Origin of the sequence: Haloplanus ruber (assembly GCF_024494725.1) — an archaeon.
GTDB lineage: Archaea > Halobacteriota > Halobacteria > Halobacteriales > Haloferacaceae > Haloplanus > Haloplanus ruber.
Window position 1 is genome coordinate 40,782 of the sequence record NZ_JANHDK010000003.1, and the last position, 20,573, is coordinate 61,354.

The following is a 20,573-nucleotide window of genomic DNA, read 5'->3' on the forward strand; positions in this document are numbered from 1 at the left end:
ATGCCCAACCGTACCTGCTCGCCGGCGACGGCCGAGACCCGCGGCTAATGCCCCGCGCCGTCGCCATCAACGTCGGTGCCAACACCACGCTCCCGGGATTCCGGGGGCCGGTCCGCCCCGACCGCCGATTCGCGTACGTCCCCATCCCGGAGCGGGAGCCGACAGCCGAACCGGTGCCGACGTACGGCGACCTCGCTGTCCCGCTCGACGTCGACGTTTCGGCGGTCGCCGACCGTCAGGTTCACCTCGATCCGGAGTTCGTCGGGCACTACGGGTCGACCGCCTACACCTACGGCGACGAACACGGCGTGAAGGCCGGCCCACTCTCGACGCTCGAGTCCGGCGACTCGCTGTTTTTCTACGCAACGCTCACCCTGCGTGGCGACCCGGACGCGGCGCCGGACCTCCCCCCGGAGTGGGGCGCCTACCTGATCGGCGAGTTTCGGGTCGACCGCGCGGTGACCGGCGAGACGTACCGAACCCTCGACCCGGCCGAGCGCGAGCGGTTCGCGAGCAACGCCCACTGCAAGCGTACCGACTTCGACGCGAAGGTGCTCGTCGCCGGCGGTGCCGGCTCTCGCCTGTTCGACCACGCAGTGCCGCTGAGCGCGTCCGAGGGCGGCGCGACGGCTGGCCCGCTCGTGACCGACCTCTCGGCGGACTCGGGAAAGGGGCCGTGGTGGCGGCGTGTCCTCCGGTACGACGCCGACGCGACCGAGCGCCTGCGGGCCGCCGTCAACGACGCCCAGCCGTAGCTACCGACCGCGCAGGCGGTCGATCCGGTCGCCGAGGGCGACGGAGACCGACAGCGGGTTCGGGATGCGCCGTCGCGTCGGCTCCATCTCGTGGACCGCCGCGTAGCGGTCGAGCGCGTCCGCGACGGAGTCGGCGCCCAGCCGCGCCGCGGCGTGGTCGTCGGCTGCCCGGAGCGCCCGCCGACAGCCCCAGAAGCCGCCGAGGAGGGCGAGGACCGCAATCCCGAGGAGTACCCACCGCGGCCCCCATCCAGCCACCGACGCGACGAGGGGGACCCCGGCCGCGACGACGCTCGCCGCTCGCAGAGGCTGAACCCGGGTCTCGATCTGTCCGGCCTGCATCGCCAGTAACGCCGCGGCCGTCTCGTCGTCGAAGCGGTCGAGGAACGTGCTCGTGACGAACAGCCGTCGGTAGCCGGGCGGCCCGCGGACGTGTGCCGTGGCCGTCTCTTCGTCGTCGGTGTCAAGAATCACCGTGTCCCGGACGTCGAGGCCCGCCTGCTCACGGAGGGTGTCGAGGCGGTCCCGGGTCTCGCCGGTCGGTGTCGTCGTCGAACGCACCGCGGCGACAATCCAGGGTGCCCCGCCGAACAGGCCCACGACGAACACGACGAGGACACCCACCAATCCGAGCGGCGACGCGACGCCGGTGACGTGCAGCGGTGCGATGGCGCCGGCGACGATGACGCTCAGACCGAGGACATAGCGGGCCATCCGGGCGAGCGCTCGCCCGGTCGACAGCTCGATGTCGCGAACCGCCCGAATCCCGCGGATCGTCGGCGCGTACGCCGCCAGGCCCACGAGGCCCGCCCCGAGAAGTTCCGCGAAGTCGGCGAGGGCGGCCGCGGCGACGCCCTCGGTCCCGCCGAGGACCGCCGCCGCTACGGCGTCACCCAGACTCAGGAGTGCGAGGAGACCGTAGGCGAGCAGTGCGAACGGGAGTAAGACACCCACGTAGAGGAGCCGGTACTTGCCCACCGGGTTCGGGAGGCGGCGGGCGACGATACTGCCGACTGCGCCGACGCCGATCCCGAGAACGGCGAGGACGGCGAGGACGGCCAGCGGCGGTGCGAGTGAGGGCGCAGACTGGAGGGCGACGGCAGACACGCGTGGTAGTGATCGACGGCAACACAAAAATCGTGGCGCCGCGGTTCCGAGCGTGTGACCGTGGTGGCCTCGCAGGCGACCTGGAGTCATGCGCCGTCCGGGAATTGAACCCGGGCTAGTGGCTTGGGAAGCCACTGTCCTACCACTGGACCAACGGCGCTTACGCACTGAACTCGTCACGCATCCCACTTCAACGTAGCGTTTCGCCGAACGAACGCTTTTGCCGCCACACGCCGTACGATGTGGTCGATATGACAGGCTCACAGTTGTTCGAGGTGTTCCTGACCGACGAGGCGAGCGACGACTTCGGCGACGGGTCGATCCGGGCGGAGTCGATTCAGTTCTACGACTCCGGTGTCTGGGTCGACCACGCCGACGGTCGGGAGTTTTTCCCGTACCGACGGGTGCTTCGGATCAGCGAGCGGCCCACGTCCGCGACGGACGATACCTCGGGCGAGCGTCGGGACGCCGCAGGGGGGTCCGCCGGCACCGTCGACGGGGCCGGCCTCGACGTGGAGTGAACTGTCGATCTTGGCGTCTCAGTCCCGATAGCGCCAACAGATGTCCATCGCTTCTGCGGCATGAGAGAGTATTTCAAACTGGGGACCGTACTAACGTGTGATGAGCGAGCAATCCGTCATTCTGGAACCGTCGGCGCCGCTCGACCTCCGCCTCTCGGAGGCGGAACTGGCGGACGCCCGGGAACACATCGTATCGTTCGTCCGGCAGACGGTCGACCACGCCGGCGCAGACGGCGCGGTGCTCGGCCTCTCCGGTGGTATCGACAGCACGCTCACGGCGCACCTAGCGGTCGAGGCACTGGGCGCCGACGCCGTCCACGGACTCGTCATGCCCAGCGAGGTGAACGCCGCGGACAACATGAGCGACGCCGAACGAATCGCCCGTGACCTCGACATCGAGTACGACGTGATCGACATCGAGCCGATCTTCGACGCCTTCGTCTCGGCGTTTCCGGGGGAGACGGACGGGGATCGACTCGAAACCGACCCGCTCCGGACCGCCGCTGGCAACGTCCGGGTGCGGATCCGTGCCGTCCTCGACTACTTCGTCGCCAACGCCGAAAACCGGGTCGTCCTCGGCACGGGCAACCGGAGCGAGGCGCTCACCGGCTACTTCACCAAGTACGGCGACGGCGCCGTCGACTGTCACCCCATCGGCAACCTCTACAAACAGCAGGTGCGCCAACTTGCCGCCCACGTCGGCGTCGACGACGACCTCGTCACGAAGACGCCCTCGGCGGAGATGTGGCTGGGGCAGACAGACGAAGCGGAGATGGGACTGGACTACGACACGCTCGATGCCATCCTCGCGCTCCACGTCGATGGCCCGCTCTCGGAGGCCGCGACTGTCCGCGCCCTCGACGTGACCGCCGAGCAGATCGACCGCGTGGTCGACCTCTACGAGACCAGCGCCCACAAGCGCGCGATGCCGCCGTCGCCCGACCCACTCTACCTGTAACCGCGCGCTCGGGCCACCCTCTACACGACACCCTACTGTCCCGGTCGGGGAGTGGGGCCTGTCACGACACTGTCCCCGTCCGTGGCCGGGCGTTTCCAAAGGCCTTTGACTTTCCCCCCGCAACCGTAATGCAATGGACGATGCCGTGCGGGCCCGGCGTGCTGCCCGCGACGCGCTCGCCGATATCGAGCCCGAACGGCTCCGCGAGGCGATTCGTGACCGCCTGGCGGACGCCTCGATGGCCCCCAGCGTCCTGACGCTGGTGAGCGCTCGCGCCCTCGATGCCGCGGTCGATCCCGACGATACCGCAGAGCGCGCTGCCGGCGTCCAACTCATCTACGAAGGACTACGACTCACCCGGACGCTCACCCACACCGAACCTTGGCTCGACGACGACGAGGCCGCCCGCCAGGCCGACCTCGATATCCTCGCTGCCGACGTCCTCGTCTCACGTGGCTTCTACTTGCTCGCGCGGACCGAAACCGCCGAGCGGGCCGTCGAGGTGGTCCGTGCGTTCGGGCGCGATCAGACCCGGCGGCGTGACCCCGACGCCGATCCGCCGGCGCTGGATCGCAACCTCGAAGCCGACGTCTTCGCCCTCGCCGTCGCCGCGGGGACCACCGCCGCCGGCGTCACCCCCGGCGCCGAACTCCTCGAATACGCCGCCGGTCTCGCCCGCGAATTCGACGGCGACCTTCCCCCGACCGACACGGCGCTCCCCGACGCGGTGGCCGACCGCGTCCTCGCACTCGCCGACGGCGATGCCGCCCCGCCGGCGGACCCGTAAATCGAAACGCCTAAAAATTGGTCCGGCCAACTGATGTACGCGTGCCTGGGTAGCTTAGCGGTAAAGCGCGTCCTTGGTAAGGACGAGACCCCGGATTCAAATTCCGGCCTAGGCTCTTTCTGCTGTACACTGCTTGTACGTACACGTTTCCGGCTACGCTCGTCTGAACGAACCCCGATCAAGATTCACGTCTCTCGATAAACAGGGCATCCCCCGCCGTCTTTCGATTCGATAAACTGTCAGTACACACAAACTAACTCACAGACAGCGGCGGGATAGCTCCGAAAGCGACCGGGGGTACATCTCCTCAAGTGACACACCCGATTTCGCTAATCAATGCTCACAGAGGGACGAAGGGTAGTACGGAATGCGATAGAACCCCCTCGATGTGGTGAGTAGCTTCGGTAAGTACAGAGCGCGAGTCTATCGGGGGTCAAACGCGTAGTAGACGATTACCGTTGTAACTCCCATCATTACTGCGTGGACGGTGGTCAACCCCTGAAAAAACAGACTCCCAGCGAATACTCCGAAGAAGCTCGCAACACCAACTGCGATGGCGTATTTCAGTCGAGGGAGACCTTCGACCCACGCCTCCAAACGGTAGTATGATTGCAGCACCATCTCCGCGATGTTCGTTAAATAGCAGTATATAAAAATCACACCTTGATACACTCGCACCTCCTACTTTCCAGCCGAGTCATCACTGTATCTCTGAAACGAATGTGGTACACCTCGCGCAATGAAGTGCGCCACACGTATGAACCACGTAACCCCCTTCACAGATACGATGCGACGGTCGGCAACGCTCGAATCCGAATGTTCGGATCACATCTGTCGTTTCCCGGTATCCACAGAGTTCATACCGACCGAATACAGCTCGTTCACGGTTCGCTTCTCCCGTTAACCCGATCCCTCGTGACCGGCCCCTTCGATGACCGACGCGTGGGCACGTTCGGAGCCATCCGACGGCCGCGCAGTCGCCCCGGACCGAACTGGAACTACTACGTTCCTCCACGGCCTATCGGTCGTACGATGGATTACGAATACTCCAGCAACGCCCACCGCGAACTCGTCGCGGCCTATCGAGCGGACGAACCGCCGTTCCCGACGGACGACTCGCGGGTGTATCCACGCCGCGAGTTTCTGCGTGACGAGCCACTGCTTCTCAAGCAACTCCTCTTCCCGCGGTGTTGGAACGGGACGGCGCTGCTCGACGACCCCGACGAAACCCGAGGGCACCTGACCGCGCTCGGGACGTGTATGCGAAAAGGGATCGGCGCCTACTCGGGGCAGGACGGGGACGAACTAACCGAGACCGTCGACCGAACACTCGACCGATTGCCGACGATTCGGCGCGCCCTCAAGCAGGACGCCGAGGCCGCGTACAAGGGCGATCCCGCGGCGAAGAGCTACTGCGAGATCATCCGGTCGTATCCCGGCTTTCACGCCATCCTCACCCACCGCGTCGCACACGTACTCTACGAGGCCGACCACCCGGAGTACGCGCGCGAACTCGCCGAATACTCCAAAACCGAGACCGGGATCGACATCCATCCCGGGGCGGAGATCGGCGAGTGTTTCTTCGTCGACCACGGGACCGGCGTCGTCATCGGCGAGACTGCCACGGTCGGCGACTGGGTCCGGATCTACCAGAACGTGACGCTCGGCGCTCTCCACTTCGAGGAGAAGGAGGGTGCGGAACACATGCTGGCGAAGGATTACAAGCGCCACCCCGACATCGGCGATCACGTCGTCATCGGGGCCGGAAGTAACGTCCTCGGCCCGGTCGAGATTGGCGACCACGTGAGTATCGGTGCGAACTCCTGGGTTACCGACGACATCCCGGACGATACGAGCGTCTTCGTCTCCGAACACCCCGAGCAAGAGCGGAAGCCGAACCACTAATCGACGGTCGGTTGGGTCACACGGGCACAGAACGGGCGCAATCGCGGCCTCTGTGCCGGAGGCGGTACGGTCCGACGGACGCCGATTGTGGGTTTCTCCGACGCCGAGCGTCGGCCACCCGGAACCTGATGCCCGGCCCCGTGAGCGTGTACGGACTCCGCCCCGGAAGCGGCCGAAGACGGCGCCGTGGGGGAACGGCGCCGAGCACCGAGGTGCCAGTGGGGTGTGCCGGGCGCGCGGGTGGGGAGGATGGGAACTGAAGCCGGTGGTGCGCGCCCGGTCCAACAGTTGCTATCCCCCGACTTAAATATACGTCAGACGTTGACAGCGTCGTCGTGCGATGAGGGCCGTCGTTGGCGGCATCAGTACGGGGTGTGAACGCGCCAACCGGCCCGCCTCGCTTTCGGCCGTGGCACGCGTTTCGACGGGTCCCCAACGGGTGGGGAGGAAGGCTTTTGCTCGCCGCGACGGAGGGTTCGGCGTGACCTGGGACGACCTCTTCGGCCGCGCCGAACGATACGACCGGACCGAGGCGGACATACTCGACGCGCTCCGCCGGACGCGTGGTGACGATGCCGACGACTGAGGCGGAGCGGCCCCGTCTCCCCGCAGTCGTCGCCCCGAGGGGTGGCGACCGGTGACCGCCGACAGCCCACACGATCCGATGCCGACGCGGGTCGTCGCCGACGCAGGCGTCCTCGCGGCGGACCTCCTCGTCGGCGACCCGTCGCGGGCGGCGCTGGACCGCGTCCGCGAACACTCGTGGATGACTCTCGTCGCCAGCGAGCCACTTCTCGACGACGCTGCGGCCGTCGTCGCCGACGTCGCGGACGACGCGCTGGCTCGCGACTGGCGCGCCCGCGCTCAGCGGGCCAGCGAACGCGTCGCCCATCCCGACGGTGACCACCCGGCGCTCGCGTCCGCCTACCGCGGCGGGGCGATGCACCTGCTCACCCTCGACGAGTCACTGCTGTCGGCGGCGGCCGGGGCGGCCGTCCGCGGCCGTGTCGAGACGAGCGTCAGGCACCCTCGGGCCTTTGCGACGCTGTTCGACGCCGCGAGCCTCCATCGGGAGGCCGTCGGCGGCGGGTATCCGGGGCCGGATCGGGACCCGCGGGGCTAGCGGCTCGGATACCACTCCGCGAACTTCTCCAGGGCGCGCCCGCGGTGGGACACCGCGTTCTTCTTCGCCGGTCCCATCTCCGCGAAGGTGGTTCCCTCGTGTTCGAACACGGGGTCGTAGCCGAACCCCCCGTCGCCGCGAGGATCGACCAGGCGCCCGCGCACGGCGCCTTCGAAGAGTTTGACGGGAAGGTCGGCGTCACCCTCCGGGTCGTTCTCCGCGGCCGCGGCGGCCGCCCGGTCCCCGCGGTCGACGGGGTCGGGGCTGGCCGCGAAGTCGTCGCCGTCGCAGTAGGCGAGGACACAGCGGAAGGCGGCACGTCCAGGTCCCTCGGCGGCCTCGCGGGCGAGGCGACTCACCCGCTCGATCCCGAGTGTTTCCTCGGCGTACGCAGTGTAAGGCCCTGGAAAGCCGTCGAGGGCGTCGACAAACAAGCCGGCGTCGTCGACGACGACCGGTTCGCCGGCGTGGCGGTACGCCTCGCGCGCACCGCGGACGGCGATGGGTTCGAGGGTCGGCGCCTGAATCTCGGCGTAGTCGAAATCGAGTTGCGTGACCGCACCGTCGTCGAGATATTCGCGGACCTCGCGGACCTTGCCCGCGTTGGTCGTGACGTAGTTGAGCACAGCGGCGGTGGGGACGGTCGGGGCAAAGAGGCGTCGGTCCCGGACTGGCCTCCGCGTTCGGCCGTCTACGGACTGGTTGGTCCCCGAGACCCCGTCGCGGCGGCGTCCGACGCGGCCAGCGGCTCTCGCCCGGAGAACAGCAACTTTATCACCCGCAGGGAGCGAAATTCCTCCAAGATTACTCTCAATGGCGACGGAAACACACCAGCAACCGGAGGTGAACATCGGTCTCGTAGGCCACGTCGATCACGGGAAGACGACGTTGGTCCAGGCTCTCAGTGGGTCTTGGACGGACCAACACTCCGAGGAGATGAAACGCGGTATCTCCATCAGGCTCGGGTACGCGGACGCGACGTTCCGCAAGTGCCCGGAGGTCGAGGAACCGGAGGCGTTCACCGTCGAGGAGACCTGTCCCGACGGCTCGGAGAGCGAGGTGTTGCGGACGGTCTCGTTCGTGGACGCGCCCGGTCACGAGACGCTCATGGCGACCATGCTCTCGGGAGCCGCGCTCATGGACGGTGCGGTGCTGGTCGTGAGCGCAACCGAGGAGGTGCCCCAGGCTCAGACCGAGGAGCACCTGATGGCACTCGACATCATCGGCGTCGAGAACATCGTCATCGCACAGAACAAGATCGACCTCGTCGACCGAGACCAGGCGGTCCGGAACCACGAACAGATCCAGGAGTTCGTCGCGGGCACCGTCGCCGAGGACGCTCCCATCGTCCCCGTCAGCGCCCAGCAGGAGGTCAACATGGATCTCCTCATCGACGCCGTCGAGCGAGAGATTCCGACGCCCGACCGCGAGGCGAGCGACGCCGCGCGGATGTTCGTCGCCCGGAGCTTCGACATCAACCGCCCGGGGACGACGTGGGCGGATCTCAAGGGTGGGGTCGTCGGCGGCAGTCTCGTCGACGGCTCTCTCGAAGCCGGTGAGGAGATCGAACTCCGCCCCGGCCGAGAGGTCGAGGAGGGCGGCCAGACCGAGTGGCGACCCATCACGACTGAGGTGCGCTCGCTACAGGCGGGGAGCCAGTCGGTCGACGTCGCCACGCCCGGCGGCCTCCTTGGTGTCGGCACGGGGCTGGACCCGTCGCTGACGAAAGGCGACGCGCTGGCCGGGCAGGTCGCGGGCGAACCCGGGACGCTTCCCCCGACCCACGAGGCCTTCGAGATGGACGTGGAACTGCTCGACCGAGTCGTCGGCGAGGACGGCGACGAAATCGAGGAGATTTCGACGGGCGAACCGCTGATGCTCACCGTCGGCACCGCGACGACCGTCGGCGCGGTGACCAGCGCGCGCTCCGGTGAGTGTGAGGTATCGCTGAAACGCCCCGTCTGTGCGGAGTCGGGGTCGAAAATCGCCATCAATCGCCGCGTCGGCGCGCGCTGGCGGCTCATCGGCATCGGCACGCTCAAGTGACAGGGCCTCGCGTCGCCATGGACACCAGCGCGCTCATGATGCCTATCGAATGCGACGTGCGGGTGTTCGACGAACTCGACCGCCTGCTCGGCGATATCGCGTTCGTGACGCCGGCGACGGTGATTGCGGAACTGGACCGGCTGTCAGCGGGCGCCGGCGAGGAGGCCACGGCCGCGAGCGTCGGTCGGGACCTGGCGGAGCGCTGTGACGTGGTAGAGACGGACGAATCGCACGCAGACGACGCCCTCGTCGAACTCGCCGGCCGCGGCGAGTGCGAGTACGTCGTGACGAACGACGGCCCACTCAGAGACCGCCTGCTCGAACGCGGAGTTCGGGTAATCGGTTTAAGGGGTCGGAACACACTGAACATAACACAACCTTAGCATGTACAAACGGGTACGACTCAAGGACACGGTCGAAGTGCCGCCGCGGCACCTCGCCGACGTGACGCCCGAGCGGGTCAAGCGCCTGCTCCAAGACAAACTCGAAGGTCGGATGGACGAGGAGGTGGGGAGCGTCGTGAGTGTCGTCGAGGTCCACGATATTGGCGACGGCGCGGTGCTGCCCAACCGCCCCGGAGTCTACTACGAGGCGGACTTCGATGCCATCACCTACGATCCACAGATGCAGGAGGTCGTCGACGGCACCGTCGTCGAGGTCGTGGAGTTCGGCGCCTTCGTCGGGATCGGTCCCGTCGACGGGCTGCTCCACGTCTCACAGATCTCCGACGAATATCTCGCCTACGATGGCGAGAACCAGCAGCTCGCCTCGACGGAGACGAACCGCACCCTCGCGGTCGGCGACGAAGTCCGGGTCCGGATCGTCACCAAGAGCGTCGACGAGCGCAACCCGCGGGACAGCAAGATCGGGTTGACTGCCAAACAGCCGGGACTGGGCAAGCACGGCTGGCTCGAAGAGGAGCGACAGCAACGCGAGGCACAGATGGAGGGTAACTGATGGCCGAGGACCGCCTCGCCTGCCGTGAGTGTCACTTCATCAACGACCCCGACACGCAGACCTGCGCGAGTTGCGGGTCGTCGAGTCTCACGGAGGACTGGGCGGGCTACGTCATCATCACCCACCCCGAGCGCTCCGAGGTCGCCGAGGAGATGAACGTCTCCGAACCCGGCGGGTACGCGCTGAAGGTCCGCTGACCGTGCTCGAACTCCCCGACGATCTTCGGGACGCGTTCAAAGAGCCGCTGGGTCGGGTGTTCACCGATCCTACGACCCTGCTCGCCGCCGACGACGCCGGCCGCCCGCTCGTGGCTATCGGCGACGTCGTCACCGCGCACCTCCTCGACGCCGGCCGTCAGCCGGACGTGGCGGTGATCGACGGCTACACCGAGCGCGAACCGGTCACGGACGACGTGGCCGCGGCCCTTCCCGAGCCGGACGTCACGGTGACGAACCCGCCGGCGACGCTCTCCCGAGAGCTACTCACGGCGCTCGTGACCGCCCTGGCGGACGGGCCGACCGTCGTCGGGGTCGACGGCGAGGAGGACCTGGCAACGTTGCCTGCGCTTCTCGCGGCCCCGCTCGGCGGCGCCGTCGTCTACGGCCAACCCGGCGAGGGGATGGTGCTCGTACCCGTCACCGACGAGTCGCGGGCGACCGCTCGCGACCTGCTCTCGCGGATGGCCGGCGACGTTGAGGGCGCACTCGATATCGTCGCGTAACGCCGCTCGGAGCGCTTCGGTCGCTTCGTAATGCTTTTGTCCGGTTCGAGACCACGTATGGGTAACTGAACGATGGATATCGATATCATCGAGGAAGACGAGAACCCGATGTTGCACCGCACGGACGTGCGTTTCCGGATCACCCACGAGGACGCGACTCCCTCCCGCCTCTCCGTTCGAGACAGTCTCGCGGCCAAGCTCAACAAGGACTCCGCCGAAGTCGTCGTCCACGAACTCGACACGAAGTTCGGGATGCGCAAGACCATCGGCTACGCCAAGGTGTACGAGAGTCCGGACCACGCCCGCGACGTGGAACAGGAGCATATGCTCGACCGGAACAAGATCAGCCCCGACGCTGAGGACGCCGAGGACGCCGAAGCCGAAGAGGCGTAACGCCCCGAACTGATGCGGATTCTCGGCATCGAGGGGACGGCGTGGGCCGCCAGCGCGGCGGTCTACCGGTTCGATCCGGACGCCCCCCTCGACGCCGACGCGGACCCATTCATCGAAACCGACGCCTACCAGCCCGAGAGCGGCGGCCTTCACCCACGCGAGGCCGCCGAACACATGGGCGAGGCCATCCCCGCCGTCATCGAGGCGGCGCTCGACGCCGCCGACGGCCCCATCGACGCCGTCGCCTTCTCTCGCGGCCCGGGACTCGGCCCCTGCCTGCGGATCGTCGGCACCGCCGCTCGCGCGCTCGCCGGCACCCTCGACGTGCCCCTGGTCGGCGTCAACCACATGATCGCCCACCTCGAAATCGGTCGCCACGGCTCGGGGTTCGACTCGCCGGTCTGTCTGAACGCCAGCGGTGCCAACGCCCACCTGCTCGGCTACCACGACGGCCGGTATCGCGTCCTCGGCGAGACGATGGACACCGGTGTGGGCAACGCTCTGGATAAGTTCACCCGTCACGTCGGGTGGTCACACCCCGGTGGTCCCAAGGTCGAGGCCGCCGCCGCCGACGGCGAGTACGTCGACCTCCCCTACGTGGTCAAGGGCATGGACTTCTCTTTCTCGGGGCTTATGAGCGCCGCCAAGGACGCTTACGACGAGGGGGCGCCCGTCGAGGACGTCTGTTTCTCTCTCCAGGAGACGACTTTCGCCATGCTGACCGAGGTGGCCGAACGCGCCCTGTCGCTGACGGGCGCGGACGAACTCGTCCTCGGGGGCGGCGTCGGGCAGAACGACCGCCTGCGGGAGATGCTGACGACGATGTGTGCCGACCGCGACGCCGCGTTCTACGCGCCCGAGCCACGCTTCCTCCGTGACAACGCCGGCATGATCGCGGTTCTCGGCGCGAAGATGTACGCCGCCGGCGAGACGGTCGCCATCGAGGACTCGGCGGTCGACCCCAACTTCCGCCCCGACGCCGCGGCGGTGACCTGGCGTGACGACGAGTCGGTCGTTATCGACCCCGTCGAGCGACCGGAGCGTCAGGGCGCCGAGGCCGTCGTCACGGTCGGAGACGACCGCGTGACCAAGCGCCGCCTGCCCAAGGCCTACCGCCATCCGGCGCTCGACGAGCGACTTCGCCGAGAGCGAACGGTCGCGGAGGCTCGTCTGACGAGCGAGGCCCGACGCCACGGCGTCCCGACGCCTGTCGTCCGCGACGTGGACGTTCCCGCCGCGACGCTCACACTCGACCGGGTGGGCGACCGCGACCTAGGGGCTGCGCTCACGCCTGCGCGGGCCCGGGCTGTCGGCGAACATCTCGCGACGCTCCACGACGCCGACATCGTCCACGGTGATCCGACGGTGCGGAACGTTCGCCTCGGCGACGACCGGGTCTTCCTCATCGACTTCGGCCTCGGGTACCACAGCGGTCACGTCGAGGACCACGCCATGGACTGTCACGTCTTCGAGGGGAGCGTGCGAGGCACGGCTGTGGAGACGGACGCTGACGCCGCGCTCACAGCCTTCGAATCGGGGTATGCGGCCCGCGGCCCCGAGGCCGTGCTCTCACGCCTCCGAGACGTGGAGGGGCGCGGCCGGTATCAGTAATTAGTCGGCGTGGATCGGTTGGCACCCCGTGACGCGCCGCTCGTCGACGAGTGACCGGCAGTCCGGACAGCGAACGCGTCGGTGGCCGGCGACTGTTCGAACGACCCAGTCGCCGTCGAGCGGATTCGTGTGTCCACAGTCGGGGCAGAAAAGCGTCGCCTTGCGGCCGTTGTCCCCGTCGGGTGAGGGCCGCGAGGGCGTGGGGGCGGAGGTGTGTTCCATCAACTGTTTGTTGGTGCTCGTCCCGGATAATTCTGGCGGCTCAGCGTCCAATACGGACGATCATGACTAATTTACCGTGTCGGATCGGTGTCGAGACGCGGCCGGTTCGTGCCGCCCGGACGGCCCGCCACGGGCCGGGGCACGCTCCGAGCCGAAACGATTTATCCCGGGGAGTCGTACCTCCTCCTATGGCCGACAAACCGCAGTCCGGTTCGATCCTCGGCATCCCGTACAACTTCGAACGCCCGAGCCTCGGGCGCCTGCTCTCCGCCCACTGGAAGCCCGGCGAAGGGATGGTCGTCGAGAAGCCCTTCGGGATTGGCTACACGCTGAACCTGGCGAACTGGCGCTCCTGGCTGGTCGTCCTCGTCGCCGGTGTCCTGCTCTGGCAGGAGAACGACGGCGGCCTGCGTCCCGACACCGACACCGACGAGGATGCGGACGGGGACGACCCCGTCGAAGTCGTCGTCGACGACTGACTCGGCCGCCAGCGTGGACTCGGAGTACGCGTTCGAACTGACGCTGTGTGCACACCTCGAAGAGCGACGCGACTGGGTGCTCGGCCGTCAGCTCGGCGCCTCGGTTGCCGACCCCGGTGCCCGCGTCGTCGACGTCTGTGCGGTGGTGCCCGGCCCCGAGTTCGACCGCCGGGCCGCGATCACGCGAGAGACCATCCCGCCGCGGGCCGTCGAGAGCGACGTCGGACCGGGACGCGCGGTCGACCCGGTCGACGCCTTCGATTGCTCACCCGGCGTCGCCCGACGTACCACCGACCGCGCGGTCGAGGTCGGCTTCTTCGAGGCCGAGCGACGGGGGAGTCGCCGACACGTCCGGGCGACGGCCCGCTACCCCGACTGGATCGGCCGTCTGATCGGAATCGAGAACAAACCCGACCTCGGCCGGCCGGGCGACCTGGAGCGCCAACTGCGCCGGGATACCGCTCTCGGCCTCTTTGACGCCGTCGTCCTCGCCACCGAGAGCTACGTCACCGGCGCGCACCTGAACCGCATTCCCGACTCGGTGGGGGTGTGGCGGTTTTCAGGAGCCGACAGCGACCTGACGGTCGTTCGGGAGCCGACGCCGCTCGCCTCCGACGCTCCGGGGATCGAACCGCTTGCCGACCACCCGCTCCGGACGGACGTGGCCGTCGTCCCGGCCGCGGCGAAGGCCCGAAAGCGACGTGCCATCGCCGAGCGTGCGTACGGCAAGGGCTGGCGCCCGGACGCCTACCCTGGCTGTGCGTCGATGTGCCCCACCGACGAGGGGGCGCCCTACTGCGTGGAATTCGACCGAGTCGTCCACCCCGGGAGCGACTGTGGCGAGGCGTGTCCTGCCTTCGAGGCCGCCGACCCGCCGACGGTGGACTGCGAGGCGTTGCGGGCCGAGCGGACGCCGTGGGTTGCCGACCCCGATGGCGTCGCCCGGCGACAGACGGGGCTCGACCGATTTACCTGACTCGGCGTGACGGTCACGACGGCGAGCCGTCAGCGGTGGCGCACGAGTGCCGTCACCGCGGCGACGGCGAGTGCGAGGACGACCCCGGCCGCGGCCGCTCGGCGCGGGTCGGGGCCGCCGAGAAAGAGCGCGGAGACGGCGACCCAGACGAGCACCCCTGCCAGCCCGCTCGCGGCGCCGCGGCCGAGCGTCGTGACGACGGTCATGGCCGGGACTGCGTTCGGCCGGGAGTTAAAGGTCGTAGGTCTCGCCGTCGACAGCCAACGGCTCCGCGAACGCCTCGTCGGCGGGGTAGAAGTGCGCGAGGTGGACCAGGCGTGTCTGGTCGGCGTCGAGTTCGGCCGCCAGATCGAGTGCGCCCTCACGGGTCATGTGTTTCGTCCCGAAAGTCCGAGGGACACCCGCTTCGTCGCGGTGTTTCCCGCCGTGCGGGTGGTACGCACAGGACGACGCCGGAACGATGGCGTCGGCCAGGAGGAGGTCGGGATCGGCGAGGGCTGTCCGGGTGTCCGCCGGAATCCCGAAGCTCGTGTCGCCGGTGAGCGAACACTTCGCGCCCGTCTCTGGGTCTTCGATCACGACGCCATAACACAGGAGCGGCGGGTGATCGACGGGGAGAAAGCGCACGTCGAGGCCACAGACACGGAAGCGCTCGTGGGGGTCGTGGCCGTGGACGCGCACCCGGTCGAGGTAGTCGTACTTTCGGCGGACGGTGTCCGCGACGCTCTCCTCGGTCACCGGGTCGACGACGTCCGTCGCGTGGACCGGTAGTTCGTCGAACAGGCGGTAGGCGTTGCCGAGACCGTCGAGGTGATCGAAGTGGATATGGGTCACGAGGGCGGCGTCGGGAAGCGGGACGTCCCGCGTGAGAAACTGATGCCGGAAGTCGGGGCTGAAATCGATCAGTAGCGATTCGCCGGTTCGGTCGTTCTCGACGTGGACCGAGAACCGCGAGCGCTCGATATCACGGTCTCGCGCTCGTTCGCAGGTGGCACAGTCACAGCCGACCGTCGGCGTGCCCGTCGTGTCGCCGGTTCCGAGTAGCGTCACCCGCATTCGGCCGGACGTTGCCCGCGAGCGACCTTATCGGCGTCGCTCGGCGGACGGGATCAGCGACGGTGGCCGTGGCCGACGACCAGCGCTGCGGCGTTGAGAGCGAGGACGGCGCCAACGAGGACCAGATTCACCCCGAGCGCTAGCAGGAGGATAACGACGGGCGGGAGGCTCACGGCGGTCCAGAACGCGGCGGCGCGGACGGCGGTCCCGGCGCGGGTGGCGGCGGACCGCGCGCCGGCCGAACGGACGGAGGGCATCGGTAGCGGTACTCGGCACGGAAGAGGCAAAAGCCTGTGCAACGCTCAAATGATCGCTTGTGTGTCCGCGTCACGACCCGCCGTCGGCGACGGCGGCCGGCCCAGGATCGGGCGTCTCCGCGCCGCCGGTTCCTCCGGGGGTCGTCTCGCTCCGCTCACCGGCGTCGATATCGCCGAATCCGCGGGCCGAGTTCGCGACCACCAGCAGGCTGCTCGCCCCCATGGCGACGGCGGCGACGAGGGGGTCGAGCGCGCCGACCAGCGCCACCGGAACGGCGACGGCGTTGTACAGGAACGCCCACCCGAGGTTCTGCCGGAGCCGCCGTCGTGTCGCCGCGGTCAGGTCGAACACCTGCGGGACCGTCGCTAGGTCGTCAGTGGTGACGACGGCGTCGGCCGCGTCGGCGGCGAGGCGGGTCCCACCCTCCATCGAAATCCCGAGATCCGCGGCCGCAAGCGCCGGCGCGTCGTTGCTCCCGTCACCGACCATCACGGTCGTTCCGTCCCGGCCGAGGCGCTCGACCACGCTCGCTTTCGCCTCCGGACGGACGTTCGCGAAGACGTCGTCGACGGCGGGATGCTCGCGGAAGCGCGCGGCCGCCGCCTCGCCGTCGCCGGTGAGGACGACCACCTGCTCGACTGTCTCGCCGACCGCCGCGACGACCGACTCCCACTCCGGCCGCGGACGGTCGCCGACGACGAGAACGCCCCGGACGTCACCGTCCCACCCGACGTACGCGGGGATCTGTCCGGCATCGACCGCCCGCTCGTAGCGCTCGCGGTAGCGGTCGGGCACCGTCGCGTCCGCGAACAGCGCGGCGCGGCCGACGGTCACCCGGTCGCCCTCGATCACACCACCGACACCGCGACCGGGGTAGCGCTCGAACTCCTCGACCGGCGCGTCGACCGGGTCGACCGCCTCGCCGACCGCCTCGCTCATCGGATGGTCGGCGAACGCCTCGACGGCTGCCGCGCGGGCGAGCGCCGTCTCGTCGCCGACGGCGTCGTGGAGGCGCATCTCCCCGGTCGTCAGCGTCCCCGTCTTGTCGAAGGCGATTACGTCCGCCTGGGTCGCCCGCTCGAAGACGTCGCCCTCGGCGATCACGACACCGCGGTCGAGCGCCTCGCGGACGCCCGCGGCGACAGCTAGCGGCGTCGCCAGCCCCAGCGCGCACGGACACGACACCACGAGCACTGCCAGGCCGGTCAGGAAGGCGTCGGTCGGCGCCGCACCGAGCGCGAGGTGGACGGCAAACGCCGCGGCGGCGAGGAGCAGGACAACCGGGACGAACACCGCAGCGAGGCGGTCTGCGAGGCGCTGGACGCCGGATCGCGAACTCCGGACGCGCCAGAGGGTGGTCACCAGGCGGTCGAGCGTGCTCGACTCCGCGGCCTCGATCACGATTCCACCGTCGGTCACGAGGCCGCCGCCGATCACCTCCTCGCCCGCGCTCCGGCGCACGGGGACGGACTCGCCGGTGACGAGCGACTCGTCGACGGCGGCGGTTCCCTCGATCACCCGGCCGTCGACCGGCACCCGGTCGCCCGCGCCGACGAGCAGTTCGTCGCCGGGGTCGACCGCCGCGACCGGCACCGTCTCCTCGCCGTCGGCGGTACGGCGGCGCGCCTCGTCGACCCGGCTCTCCGTGAGTTCGGTCAGCCGCCCCGTCGCTCGCTCTTTCAGGCGCGTCTCGTAATAGCCGCCCAACGTGACCACGAGGACGACGACAGTCGTGATGTCGAAGTAGACCTCCGTCCCGCCGACCAGGAGCGTCGCGGTGCTGTAGACGTAGGCGGTGCCGGCCGCGAGCGCGACCAGTAGGTCCATGTTCGGCCGCCCGGCCCGCAGGCTGACGTACGCCCCCCGGAGGATCGGGTAGCCGGTGTAGCCGAGAACGATGCTCGTCATCACCCAGACGTTCCAGAGGAGGTAGTCGCCGGCGGCGCCCGTCACGTCGAACAGGAGTCGGTCGGGGGCGACGCCGAAATAGGCGGGGTACAGAAAGAGGACGTACCACGCCATCGTCATCATGCCGAAGAAGCCACCAATGATCAGGCGGCCGACCGTCTCGGTGGTGTCGTCCTCGCCGTCCTCGTCGATGGCCCGGGCGCGGTAGCCCGCGCCGGAAAGGAGCGGCGGCAGGTCGTCCGTCGCGAGGCTGTCCGGATCGTAGGTCACCCGAACCAGGTTCGAGGGGTACGACGCCGCCGCCGCGACGACGCCTGGCTGATCCTCGGCGCGGGATTCGAGAAACGCCTCGCAGGTCGCACAGTGCATCCCGTCGACGGCGACGAACGCAGTCTCCGTCTCCTCGTCCGCGTCGACTTCGGTCTCCGTGTCGTCGGTCGTCAGCGCCGCCCGCAGGTCGTCGGGGTCGGTCGCCGCGGCCGTCCGGTCGTCGTCCATCGCGGTTAGCTGTCGGGCCACCTCCAGACAGCCTCGACAGCAGAAGGATCCTTCCACGTCCGCGTCGGTAACGGGCGGGTCGGGCGTCGGCAGGTCACAGAGCGTACAGGACGTCATCCGAGGGGTTGGTAGACCGGAATCGGTGGATGCGGGAGGGTGATCCCAAAGAGCATCAGTCCGTGCGCCAGCGGCAAGTAGCCCAGGGCGACGAACGCGACACCGAGAGCGCGGTGGAGTCCTACCCGGTGCCCCGTATCGAGCGACTGAAAGACGGTGCCGTACGCGAGCAGCGTCGGCACGGTTCCGATCCCCAGTACGGCGAGCGACAGCGCCCCGCGGACGGGGGAGCCGACGGCGAAGGCATAGAGGTAGGCCGGATAGAGCAACGGACAGGGGAGGACCCCGTGGAGCGCACCGAGGGCGACGATCCGCGGGCCACCCACCCACGCGTCGACGCGAGTCGTGACCGCGCCGTACACCCGCGAGAAGGCGTCGCCCACGAGGGGGATCGACACGCCGTGGCCGACAGAGCCACGAAACAGGTAGCCCACTCCGGTGAAGACGATGAACCCGCCGGCGAGAATCCCCGTGACCGCGCGTACGTCAGTCGCGACGGTTGCGACGGCCGCGACGTCGAAGAGGGTTGCCCCAAGCGCCCCCATCAGCGCGCCGATGGCGGCGTAACTGAGGGTTCGCCCGGCGTTGAAGAGCAGATGTTGGCGCACGTCAATCGGGCGGACACGCCCCGCCTCGGCGCCGAGGCGGTCGGCGTACAGCGTGACGAGCGGGCCACACATTCCGAGACAGTGGGCGCCGCCCAGGGCGCCGATGGCGAGAAATACGAGGAGTCCCGGATCGCTCGCTGCGGCGGCGGCTGCGGTGCCAGCGGCGCTCCCCTCGGTCGCGGCGGCGGCGTTCGTGACGGCGGCCGCGATACCGACGAGCGGGTGCATCACCTACGAGGACGCGGCGGTGCCCTTGACCGTCGACTCGCTGGGAAGAAACATCACGTACACGCTCGCGGCGATGAGAACGACGTTGACGAGCGACACCGCCGCGATAGATTCGATCGACAGCGTGTACGCCGCGACCGGGAGCAACGCGAGCAGAGCGACGAGCGATGCAGTGCGAACGGAAGCCATACCGGCAATATCGCTCTGTAGAACTAATAACTGCCGCCGTTATTCCAGCGTTCCGAAAACGGGATCTCAATTTATGTAATAGAAGGTCCCTGTTCGCAGGTATGGTCGCATTCGACGGTGACGAACGGTTCGTCGGCCAGTGGTACGGGGGTGTACACGCGCGCCGGCAGGGATGGCGGAGGCCATCGCCCGGCCGGTCACGTCCAACGGACGTGGCGTGTGACGACCACAGGGGGGCACCGGCATGACCGACGCGACGGATCGCCCCGCCCTGACACGGCGCACGGCGCTCCGAACCGCCGCCGGGGCGGTGGCGGCGGGTCTCGGTGCCCGGACCGTCACCGCGCAAGGCGGCGTCGACTACGGTGGCTGGTTCGGGTCCGGCACGGGCGGCGAGACACAGAACTTCGACGGAACCGCCGACCACACCGGGCAGGATTCGGTGACGGTCGAGGTGGGCGCCGAGGGCAACGGTGGGCCTTACGCCTTCGGTCCCGCCGCCATCCGAGTCGATCCCGGGACGTCGGTGACCTTCGAGTGGGTGTCCGACACCCACAACGTGCTGATCGAGGAACAGCCGTCCGGCGCCGACTGGGGCGGTGTCGACAGCATCGAAAACACCGGGTACTCCCACGAACACACCTTCGAAACCGAGGGGGTCTACAAGTACTACTGCCAGCCACACCTCGCGCTCGGGATGAAAGGCGCCATCGTCGTCGGCGGCAGCGGTGGCGGCGGCGATGCTGGTGGCGGCGCCGGCGGTGGCGGTGAGACCGGTGGCGGCGAGGCTGGCGGTGGCGAGGCCGCCGGTGGCGGTAGCTCACCGGTCCTCTCTCTGGCCTTCCGCCTCGTCGGCGGCGCCGTCGCGGCGGCGCTCGCCGTCGTCCTTGGAATCACCGGCTGGGTGTTCCTCAACTACGACGAGTTCACGACTACCGCCGACGCGGACACGGCCCCCTCACAGGCCGCGCGGACGTCTTCGGAATCGGTGTTCGAGGCCGGGGTTGTTCGCGAACTCGGGCACGACGAGTACGACCCGTACGGGACGGCGACGCTGATTGTCATCTACGTGGGGATCATCAGCCTGCTGTGGGTGTTCATGTACTTCGTCGAGTTCCTCGGTGGCGGACCGACGGTGATCGGCTAACTG

25 protein-coding genes and 2 tRNA genes are annotated in these 20,573 nt (G+C 68.6%); 17 read left to right on the plus strand and 10 right to left on the minus strand.

The window, feature by feature from the left end; all coding sequences use genetic code 11:
* Window positions 1-47 precede the first annotated feature (47 nt).
* Window positions 48-755, plus strand: a complete 708-nt coding sequence (locus NO878_RS10660; protein WP_256405980.1) for an Nmad3 family putative nucleotide modification protein — start codon at window positions 48-50, stop codon at window positions 753-755.
* On the opposite strand, the gene NO878_RS10665 is transcribed toward NO878_RS10660, so the two are convergent.
* Together NO878_RS10665 and NO878_RS10670 are read right to left on the minus strand one after the other, a co-directional pair.
* Entirely contained in the window at window positions 756-1,862 is a 1,107-nt protein-coding gene (locus tag NO878_RS10665; RefSeq protein ID WP_256405981.1) for a peptidase, read from the minus strand.
* A gap of 89 nt (window positions 1,863-1,951) precedes the next feature.
* Window positions 1,952-2,022, minus strand: a tRNA-Gly gene (locus NO878_RS10670).
* 91 nt (window positions 2,023-2,113) lie between these two features.
* Between NO878_RS10670 and NO878_RS10675 the strand changes: the two genes are divergently transcribed.
* From NO878_RS10675 to NO878_RS10700, 6 genes are all read left to right on the plus strand, one after another.
* The gene (locus tag NO878_RS10675; protein WP_256405982.1) at window positions 2,114-2,383 is read left to right on the plus strand and encodes a hypothetical protein; all 270 of its coding nucleotides are present in this window, start codon (window positions 2,114-2,116) and stop codon (window positions 2,381-2,383) included.
* Window positions 2,384-2,483: 100 nt separating this feature from the next.
* Window positions 2,484-3,341 (plus strand): NAD+ synthase, encoded by an 858-nt coding sequence (locus tag NO878_RS10680; RefSeq protein WP_256405983.1) that lies wholly within the window; start codon window positions 2,484-2,486, stop codon window positions 3,339-3,341.
* Between the two features lie 133 nt (window positions 3,342-3,474).
* On the plus strand, window positions 3,475-4,128 hold the full coding sequence (locus NO878_RS10685) for a DUF7114 family protein (RefSeq protein ID WP_256405984.1): 654 nt from the start codon (window positions 3,475-3,477) through the stop codon (window positions 4,126-4,128).
* A 43-nt stretch (window positions 4,129-4,171) separates the two neighbouring features.
* Window positions 4,172-4,243: transfer RNA gene (locus NO878_RS10690), tRNA-Thr, on the plus strand.
* Between the two features lie 917 nt (window positions 4,244-5,160).
* The gene (gene epsC / locus NO878_RS10695; RefSeq protein WP_256405985.1) at window positions 5,161-6,033 is read left to right on the plus strand and encodes a serine O-acetyltransferase EpsC; all 873 of its coding nucleotides are present in this window, start codon (window positions 5,161-5,163) and stop codon (window positions 6,031-6,033) included.
* 664 nt (window positions 6,034-6,697) lie between these two features.
* The gene (locus NO878_RS10700; RefSeq protein ID WP_256406425.1) at window positions 6,698-7,156 is read left to right on the plus strand and encodes a DUF7384 family protein; all 459 of its coding nucleotides are present in this window, start codon (window positions 6,698-6,700) and stop codon (window positions 7,154-7,156) included.
* Here NO878_RS10700 and NO878_RS10705 read toward each other — a convergent pair.
* Window positions 7,153-7,782, minus strand: coding sequence for a non-canonical purine NTP pyrophosphatase (locus NO878_RS10705; protein WP_256405986.1), 630 nt, complete (start codon window positions 7,780-7,782; stop codon window positions 7,153-7,155). The genes NO878_RS10700 and NO878_RS10705 overlap by 4 nt on opposite strands.
* A 187-nt stretch (window positions 7,783-7,969) precedes the next feature.
* Between NO878_RS10705 and NO878_RS10710 the strand changes: the two genes are divergently transcribed.
* The 7 genes from NO878_RS10710 to NO878_RS10740 all read left to right on the plus strand — a co-directional run bounded on the left by NO878_RS10710 (window position 7,970) and on the right by NO878_RS10740 (window position 12,884).
* A complete protein-coding gene (locus NO878_RS10710; protein ID WP_256405987.1) occupies window positions 7,970-9,202 on the plus strand; it encodes a translation initiation factor IF-2 subunit gamma in 1,233 nt (410 codons plus the stop codon).
* 17 nt (window positions 9,203-9,219) lie between these two features.
* Window positions 9,220-9,585 carry a PIN domain-containing protein gene (locus tag NO878_RS10715; RefSeq protein WP_256405988.1) on the plus strand — a complete coding sequence of 122 codons (366 nt, stop codon included), beginning with the start codon at window positions 9,220-9,222 and terminating at the stop codon, window positions 9,583-9,585.
* Between the two features lies 1 nt (window position 9,586).
* Entirely contained in the window at window positions 9,587-10,159 is a 573-nt protein-coding gene (locus NO878_RS10720; protein ID WP_256405989.1) for a DNA-directed RNA polymerase, read from the plus strand.
* Window positions 10,159-10,356: a transcription elongation factor subunit Spt4 gene (gene spt4 / locus NO878_RS10725; RefSeq protein WP_157689847.1), complete on the plus strand. Its 198-nt coding sequence runs from the start codon at window positions 10,159-10,161 to the stop codon at window positions 10,354-10,356. Before NO878_RS10720 ends, spt4 begins: the two co-directional genes overlap by 1 nt.
* A gap of 2 nt (window positions 10,357-10,358) precedes the next feature.
* Window positions 10,359-10,880, plus strand: coding sequence for a GTP-dependent dephospho-CoA kinase family protein (locus tag NO878_RS10730; RefSeq protein WP_256405990.1), 522 nt, complete (start codon window positions 10,359-10,361; stop codon window positions 10,878-10,880).
* Window positions 10,881-10,952: 72 nt separating this feature from the next.
* Window positions 10,953-11,273 carry a 30S ribosomal protein S24e gene (locus tag NO878_RS10735; RefSeq protein WP_256405991.1) on the plus strand — a complete coding sequence of 107 codons (321 nt, stop codon included), beginning with the start codon at window positions 10,953-10,955 and terminating at the stop codon, window positions 11,271-11,273.
* Window positions 11,274-11,285: 12 nt separating this feature from the next.
* A complete protein-coding gene (locus tag NO878_RS10740) occupies window positions 11,286-12,884 on the plus strand; it encodes a bifunctional N(6)-L-threonylcarbamoyladenine synthase/serine/threonine protein kinase (protein WP_256405992.1) in 1,599 nt (532 codons plus the stop codon).
* Here the strand turns inward: NO878_RS10740 and NO878_RS10745 are convergent, their stop codons facing one another.
* Entirely contained in the window at window positions 12,885-13,106 is a 222-nt protein-coding gene (locus NO878_RS10745) for a DUF8106 domain-containing protein (RefSeq protein WP_256405993.1), read from the minus strand.
* A 188-nt stretch (window positions 13,107-13,294) separates the two neighbouring features.
* Here NO878_RS10745 and NO878_RS10750 point away from each other — a divergent pair, with 188 nt between their 5' ends.
* Window positions 13,295-13,585, plus strand: coding sequence for a DUF5808 domain-containing protein (locus NO878_RS10750; protein ID WP_256405994.1), 291 nt, complete (start codon window positions 13,295-13,297; stop codon window positions 13,583-13,585).
* Window positions 13,542-14,561 carry a DUF5787 family protein gene (locus NO878_RS10755; RefSeq protein ID WP_256405995.1) on the plus strand — a complete coding sequence of 340 codons (1,020 nt, stop codon included), beginning with the start codon at window positions 13,542-13,544 and terminating at the stop codon, window positions 14,559-14,561. Before NO878_RS10750 ends, NO878_RS10755 begins: the two co-directional genes overlap by 44 nt.
* A 29-nt stretch (window positions 14,562-14,590) precedes the next feature.
* Here the strand turns inward: NO878_RS10755 and NO878_RS10760 are convergent, their stop codons facing one another.
* From NO878_RS10760 to NO878_RS10785, 6 genes are all read right to left on the minus strand, one after another.
* Complete coding sequence (locus NO878_RS10760; protein ID WP_256405996.1) at window positions 14,591-14,767, minus strand: hypothetical protein; 177 nt, start codon at window positions 14,765-14,767, stop codon at window positions 14,591-14,593.
* 25 nt (window positions 14,768-14,792) lie between these two features.
* Window positions 14,793-15,617 (minus strand): MBL fold metallo-hydrolase, encoded by an 825-nt coding sequence (locus NO878_RS10765; RefSeq protein WP_256405997.1) that lies wholly within the window; start codon window positions 15,615-15,617, stop codon window positions 14,793-14,795.
* A 53-nt stretch (window positions 15,618-15,670) separates the two neighbouring features.
* Window positions 15,671-15,874, minus strand: coding sequence for a DUF8028 family protein (locus NO878_RS10770; protein WP_256405998.1), 204 nt, complete (start codon window positions 15,872-15,874; stop codon window positions 15,671-15,673).
* A gap of 70 nt (window positions 15,875-15,944) precedes the next feature.
* Window positions 15,945-18,398 carry a heavy metal translocating P-type ATPase gene (locus NO878_RS10775; RefSeq protein WP_256405999.1) on the minus strand — a complete coding sequence of 818 codons (2,454 nt, stop codon included), beginning with the start codon at window positions 18,396-18,398 and terminating at the stop codon, window positions 15,945-15,947.
* The gene (locus tag NO878_RS10780; protein WP_256406000.1) at window positions 18,395-19,234 is read right to left on the minus strand and encodes a sulfite exporter TauE/SafE family protein; all 840 of its coding nucleotides are present in this window, start codon (window positions 19,232-19,234) and stop codon (window positions 18,395-18,397) included. The genes NO878_RS10775 and NO878_RS10780 overlap by 4 nt, the downstream gene beginning before the upstream one ends.
* A gap of 3 nt (window positions 19,235-19,237) precedes the next feature.
* Window positions 19,238-19,423: a DUF8131 family protein gene (locus NO878_RS10785; RefSeq protein ID WP_256406001.1), complete on the minus strand. Its 186-nt coding sequence runs from the start codon at window positions 19,421-19,423 to the stop codon at window positions 19,238-19,240.
* A gap of 244 nt (window positions 19,424-19,667) precedes the next feature.
* On the opposite strand from NO878_RS10785, the gene NO878_RS10790 reads away from it, so the two are divergent.
* A complete protein-coding gene (locus tag NO878_RS10790) occupies window positions 19,668-20,570 on the plus strand; it encodes a halocyanin domain-containing protein (RefSeq protein ID WP_256406002.1) in 903 nt (300 codons plus the stop codon).
* Window positions 20,571-20,573 lie beyond the last annotated feature (3 nt).

Excerpts from the sequence above, each read along its gene's own strand:
- NO878_RS10660 (WP_256405980.1), top strand. The coding sequence starts at position 48 with ATGCCCCGCGCCGTCGCCATCAACGTCGGTGCCAACACCACGCTCCCG.
- NO878_RS10675 (WP_256405982.1), top strand. The coding sequence starts at position 2,114 with ATGACAGGCTCACAGTTGTTCGAGGTGTTCCTGACCGACGAGGCGAGC.
- NO878_RS10680 (WP_256405983.1), top strand. The coding sequence starts at position 2,484 with ATGAGCGAGCAATCCGTCATTCTGGAACCGTCGGCGCCGCTCGACCTC.
- NO878_RS10685 (WP_256405984.1), top strand. The coding sequence starts at position 3,475 with ATGGACGATGCCGTGCGGGCCCGGCGTGCTGCCCGCGACGCGCTCGCC.
- epsC (WP_256405985.1), top strand. The coding sequence starts at position 5,161 with ATGGATTACGAATACTCCAGCAACGCCCACCGCGAACTCGTCGCGGCC.
- NO878_RS10700 (WP_256406425.1), top strand. The coding sequence starts at position 6,698 with ATGCCGACGCGGGTCGTCGCCGACGCAGGCGTCCTCGCGGCGGACCTC.
- NO878_RS10710 (WP_256405987.1), top strand. The coding sequence starts at position 7,970 with ATGGCGACGGAAACACACCAGCAACCGGAGGTGAACATCGGTCTCGTA.
- NO878_RS10715 (WP_256405988.1), top strand. The coding sequence starts at position 9,220 with ATGGACACCAGCGCGCTCATGATGCCTATCGAATGCGACGTGCGGGTG.
- NO878_RS10720 (WP_256405989.1), top strand. The coding sequence starts at position 9,587 with ATGTACAAACGGGTACGACTCAAGGACACGGTCGAAGTGCCGCCGCGG.
- spt4 (WP_157689847.1), top strand. The coding sequence starts at position 10,159 with ATGGCCGAGGACCGCCTCGCCTGCCGTGAGTGTCACTTCATCAACGAC.
- NO878_RS10735 (WP_256405991.1), top strand. The coding sequence starts at position 10,953 with ATGGATATCGATATCATCGAGGAAGACGAGAACCCGATGTTGCACCGC.
- NO878_RS10740 (WP_256405992.1), top strand. The coding sequence starts at position 11,286 with ATGCGGATTCTCGGCATCGAGGGGACGGCGTGGGCCGCCAGCGCGGCG.
- NO878_RS10745 (WP_256405993.1), bottom strand. The coding sequence starts at position 13,106 with ATGGAACACACCTCCGCCCCCACGCCCTCGCGGCCCTCACCCGACGGG.
- NO878_RS10750 (WP_256405994.1), top strand. The coding sequence starts at position 13,295 with ATGGCCGACAAACCGCAGTCCGGTTCGATCCTCGGCATCCCGTACAAC.
- NO878_RS10755 (WP_256405995.1), top strand. The coding sequence starts at position 13,542 with ATGCGGACGGGGACGACCCCGTCGAAGTCGTCGTCGACGACTGACTCG.
- NO878_RS10760 (WP_256405996.1), bottom strand. The coding sequence starts at position 14,767 with ATGACCGTCGTCACGACGCTCGGCCGCGGCGCCGCGAGCGGGCTGGCA.
- NO878_RS10765 (WP_256405997.1), bottom strand. The coding sequence starts at position 15,617 with ATGCGGGTGACGCTACTCGGAACCGGCGACACGACGGGCACGCCGACG.
- NO878_RS10770 (WP_256405998.1), bottom strand. The coding sequence starts at position 15,874 with ATGCCCTCCGTCCGTTCGGCCGGCGCGCGGTCCGCCGCCACCCGCGCC.
- NO878_RS10775 (WP_256405999.1), bottom strand. The coding sequence starts at position 18,398 with ATGACGTCCTGTACGCTCTGTGACCTGCCGACGCCCGACCCGCCCGTT.
- NO878_RS10780 (WP_256406000.1), bottom strand. The coding sequence starts at position 19,234 with ATGCACCCGCTCGTCGGTATCGCGGCCGCCGTCACGAACGCCGCCGCC.
- NO878_RS10785 (WP_256406001.1), bottom strand. The coding sequence starts at position 19,423 with ATGGCTTCCGTTCGCACTGCATCGCTCGTCGCTCTGCTCGCGTTGCTC.
- NO878_RS10790 (WP_256406002.1), top strand. The coding sequence starts at position 19,668 with ATGACCGACGCGACGGATCGCCCCGCCCTGACACGGCGCACGGCGCTC.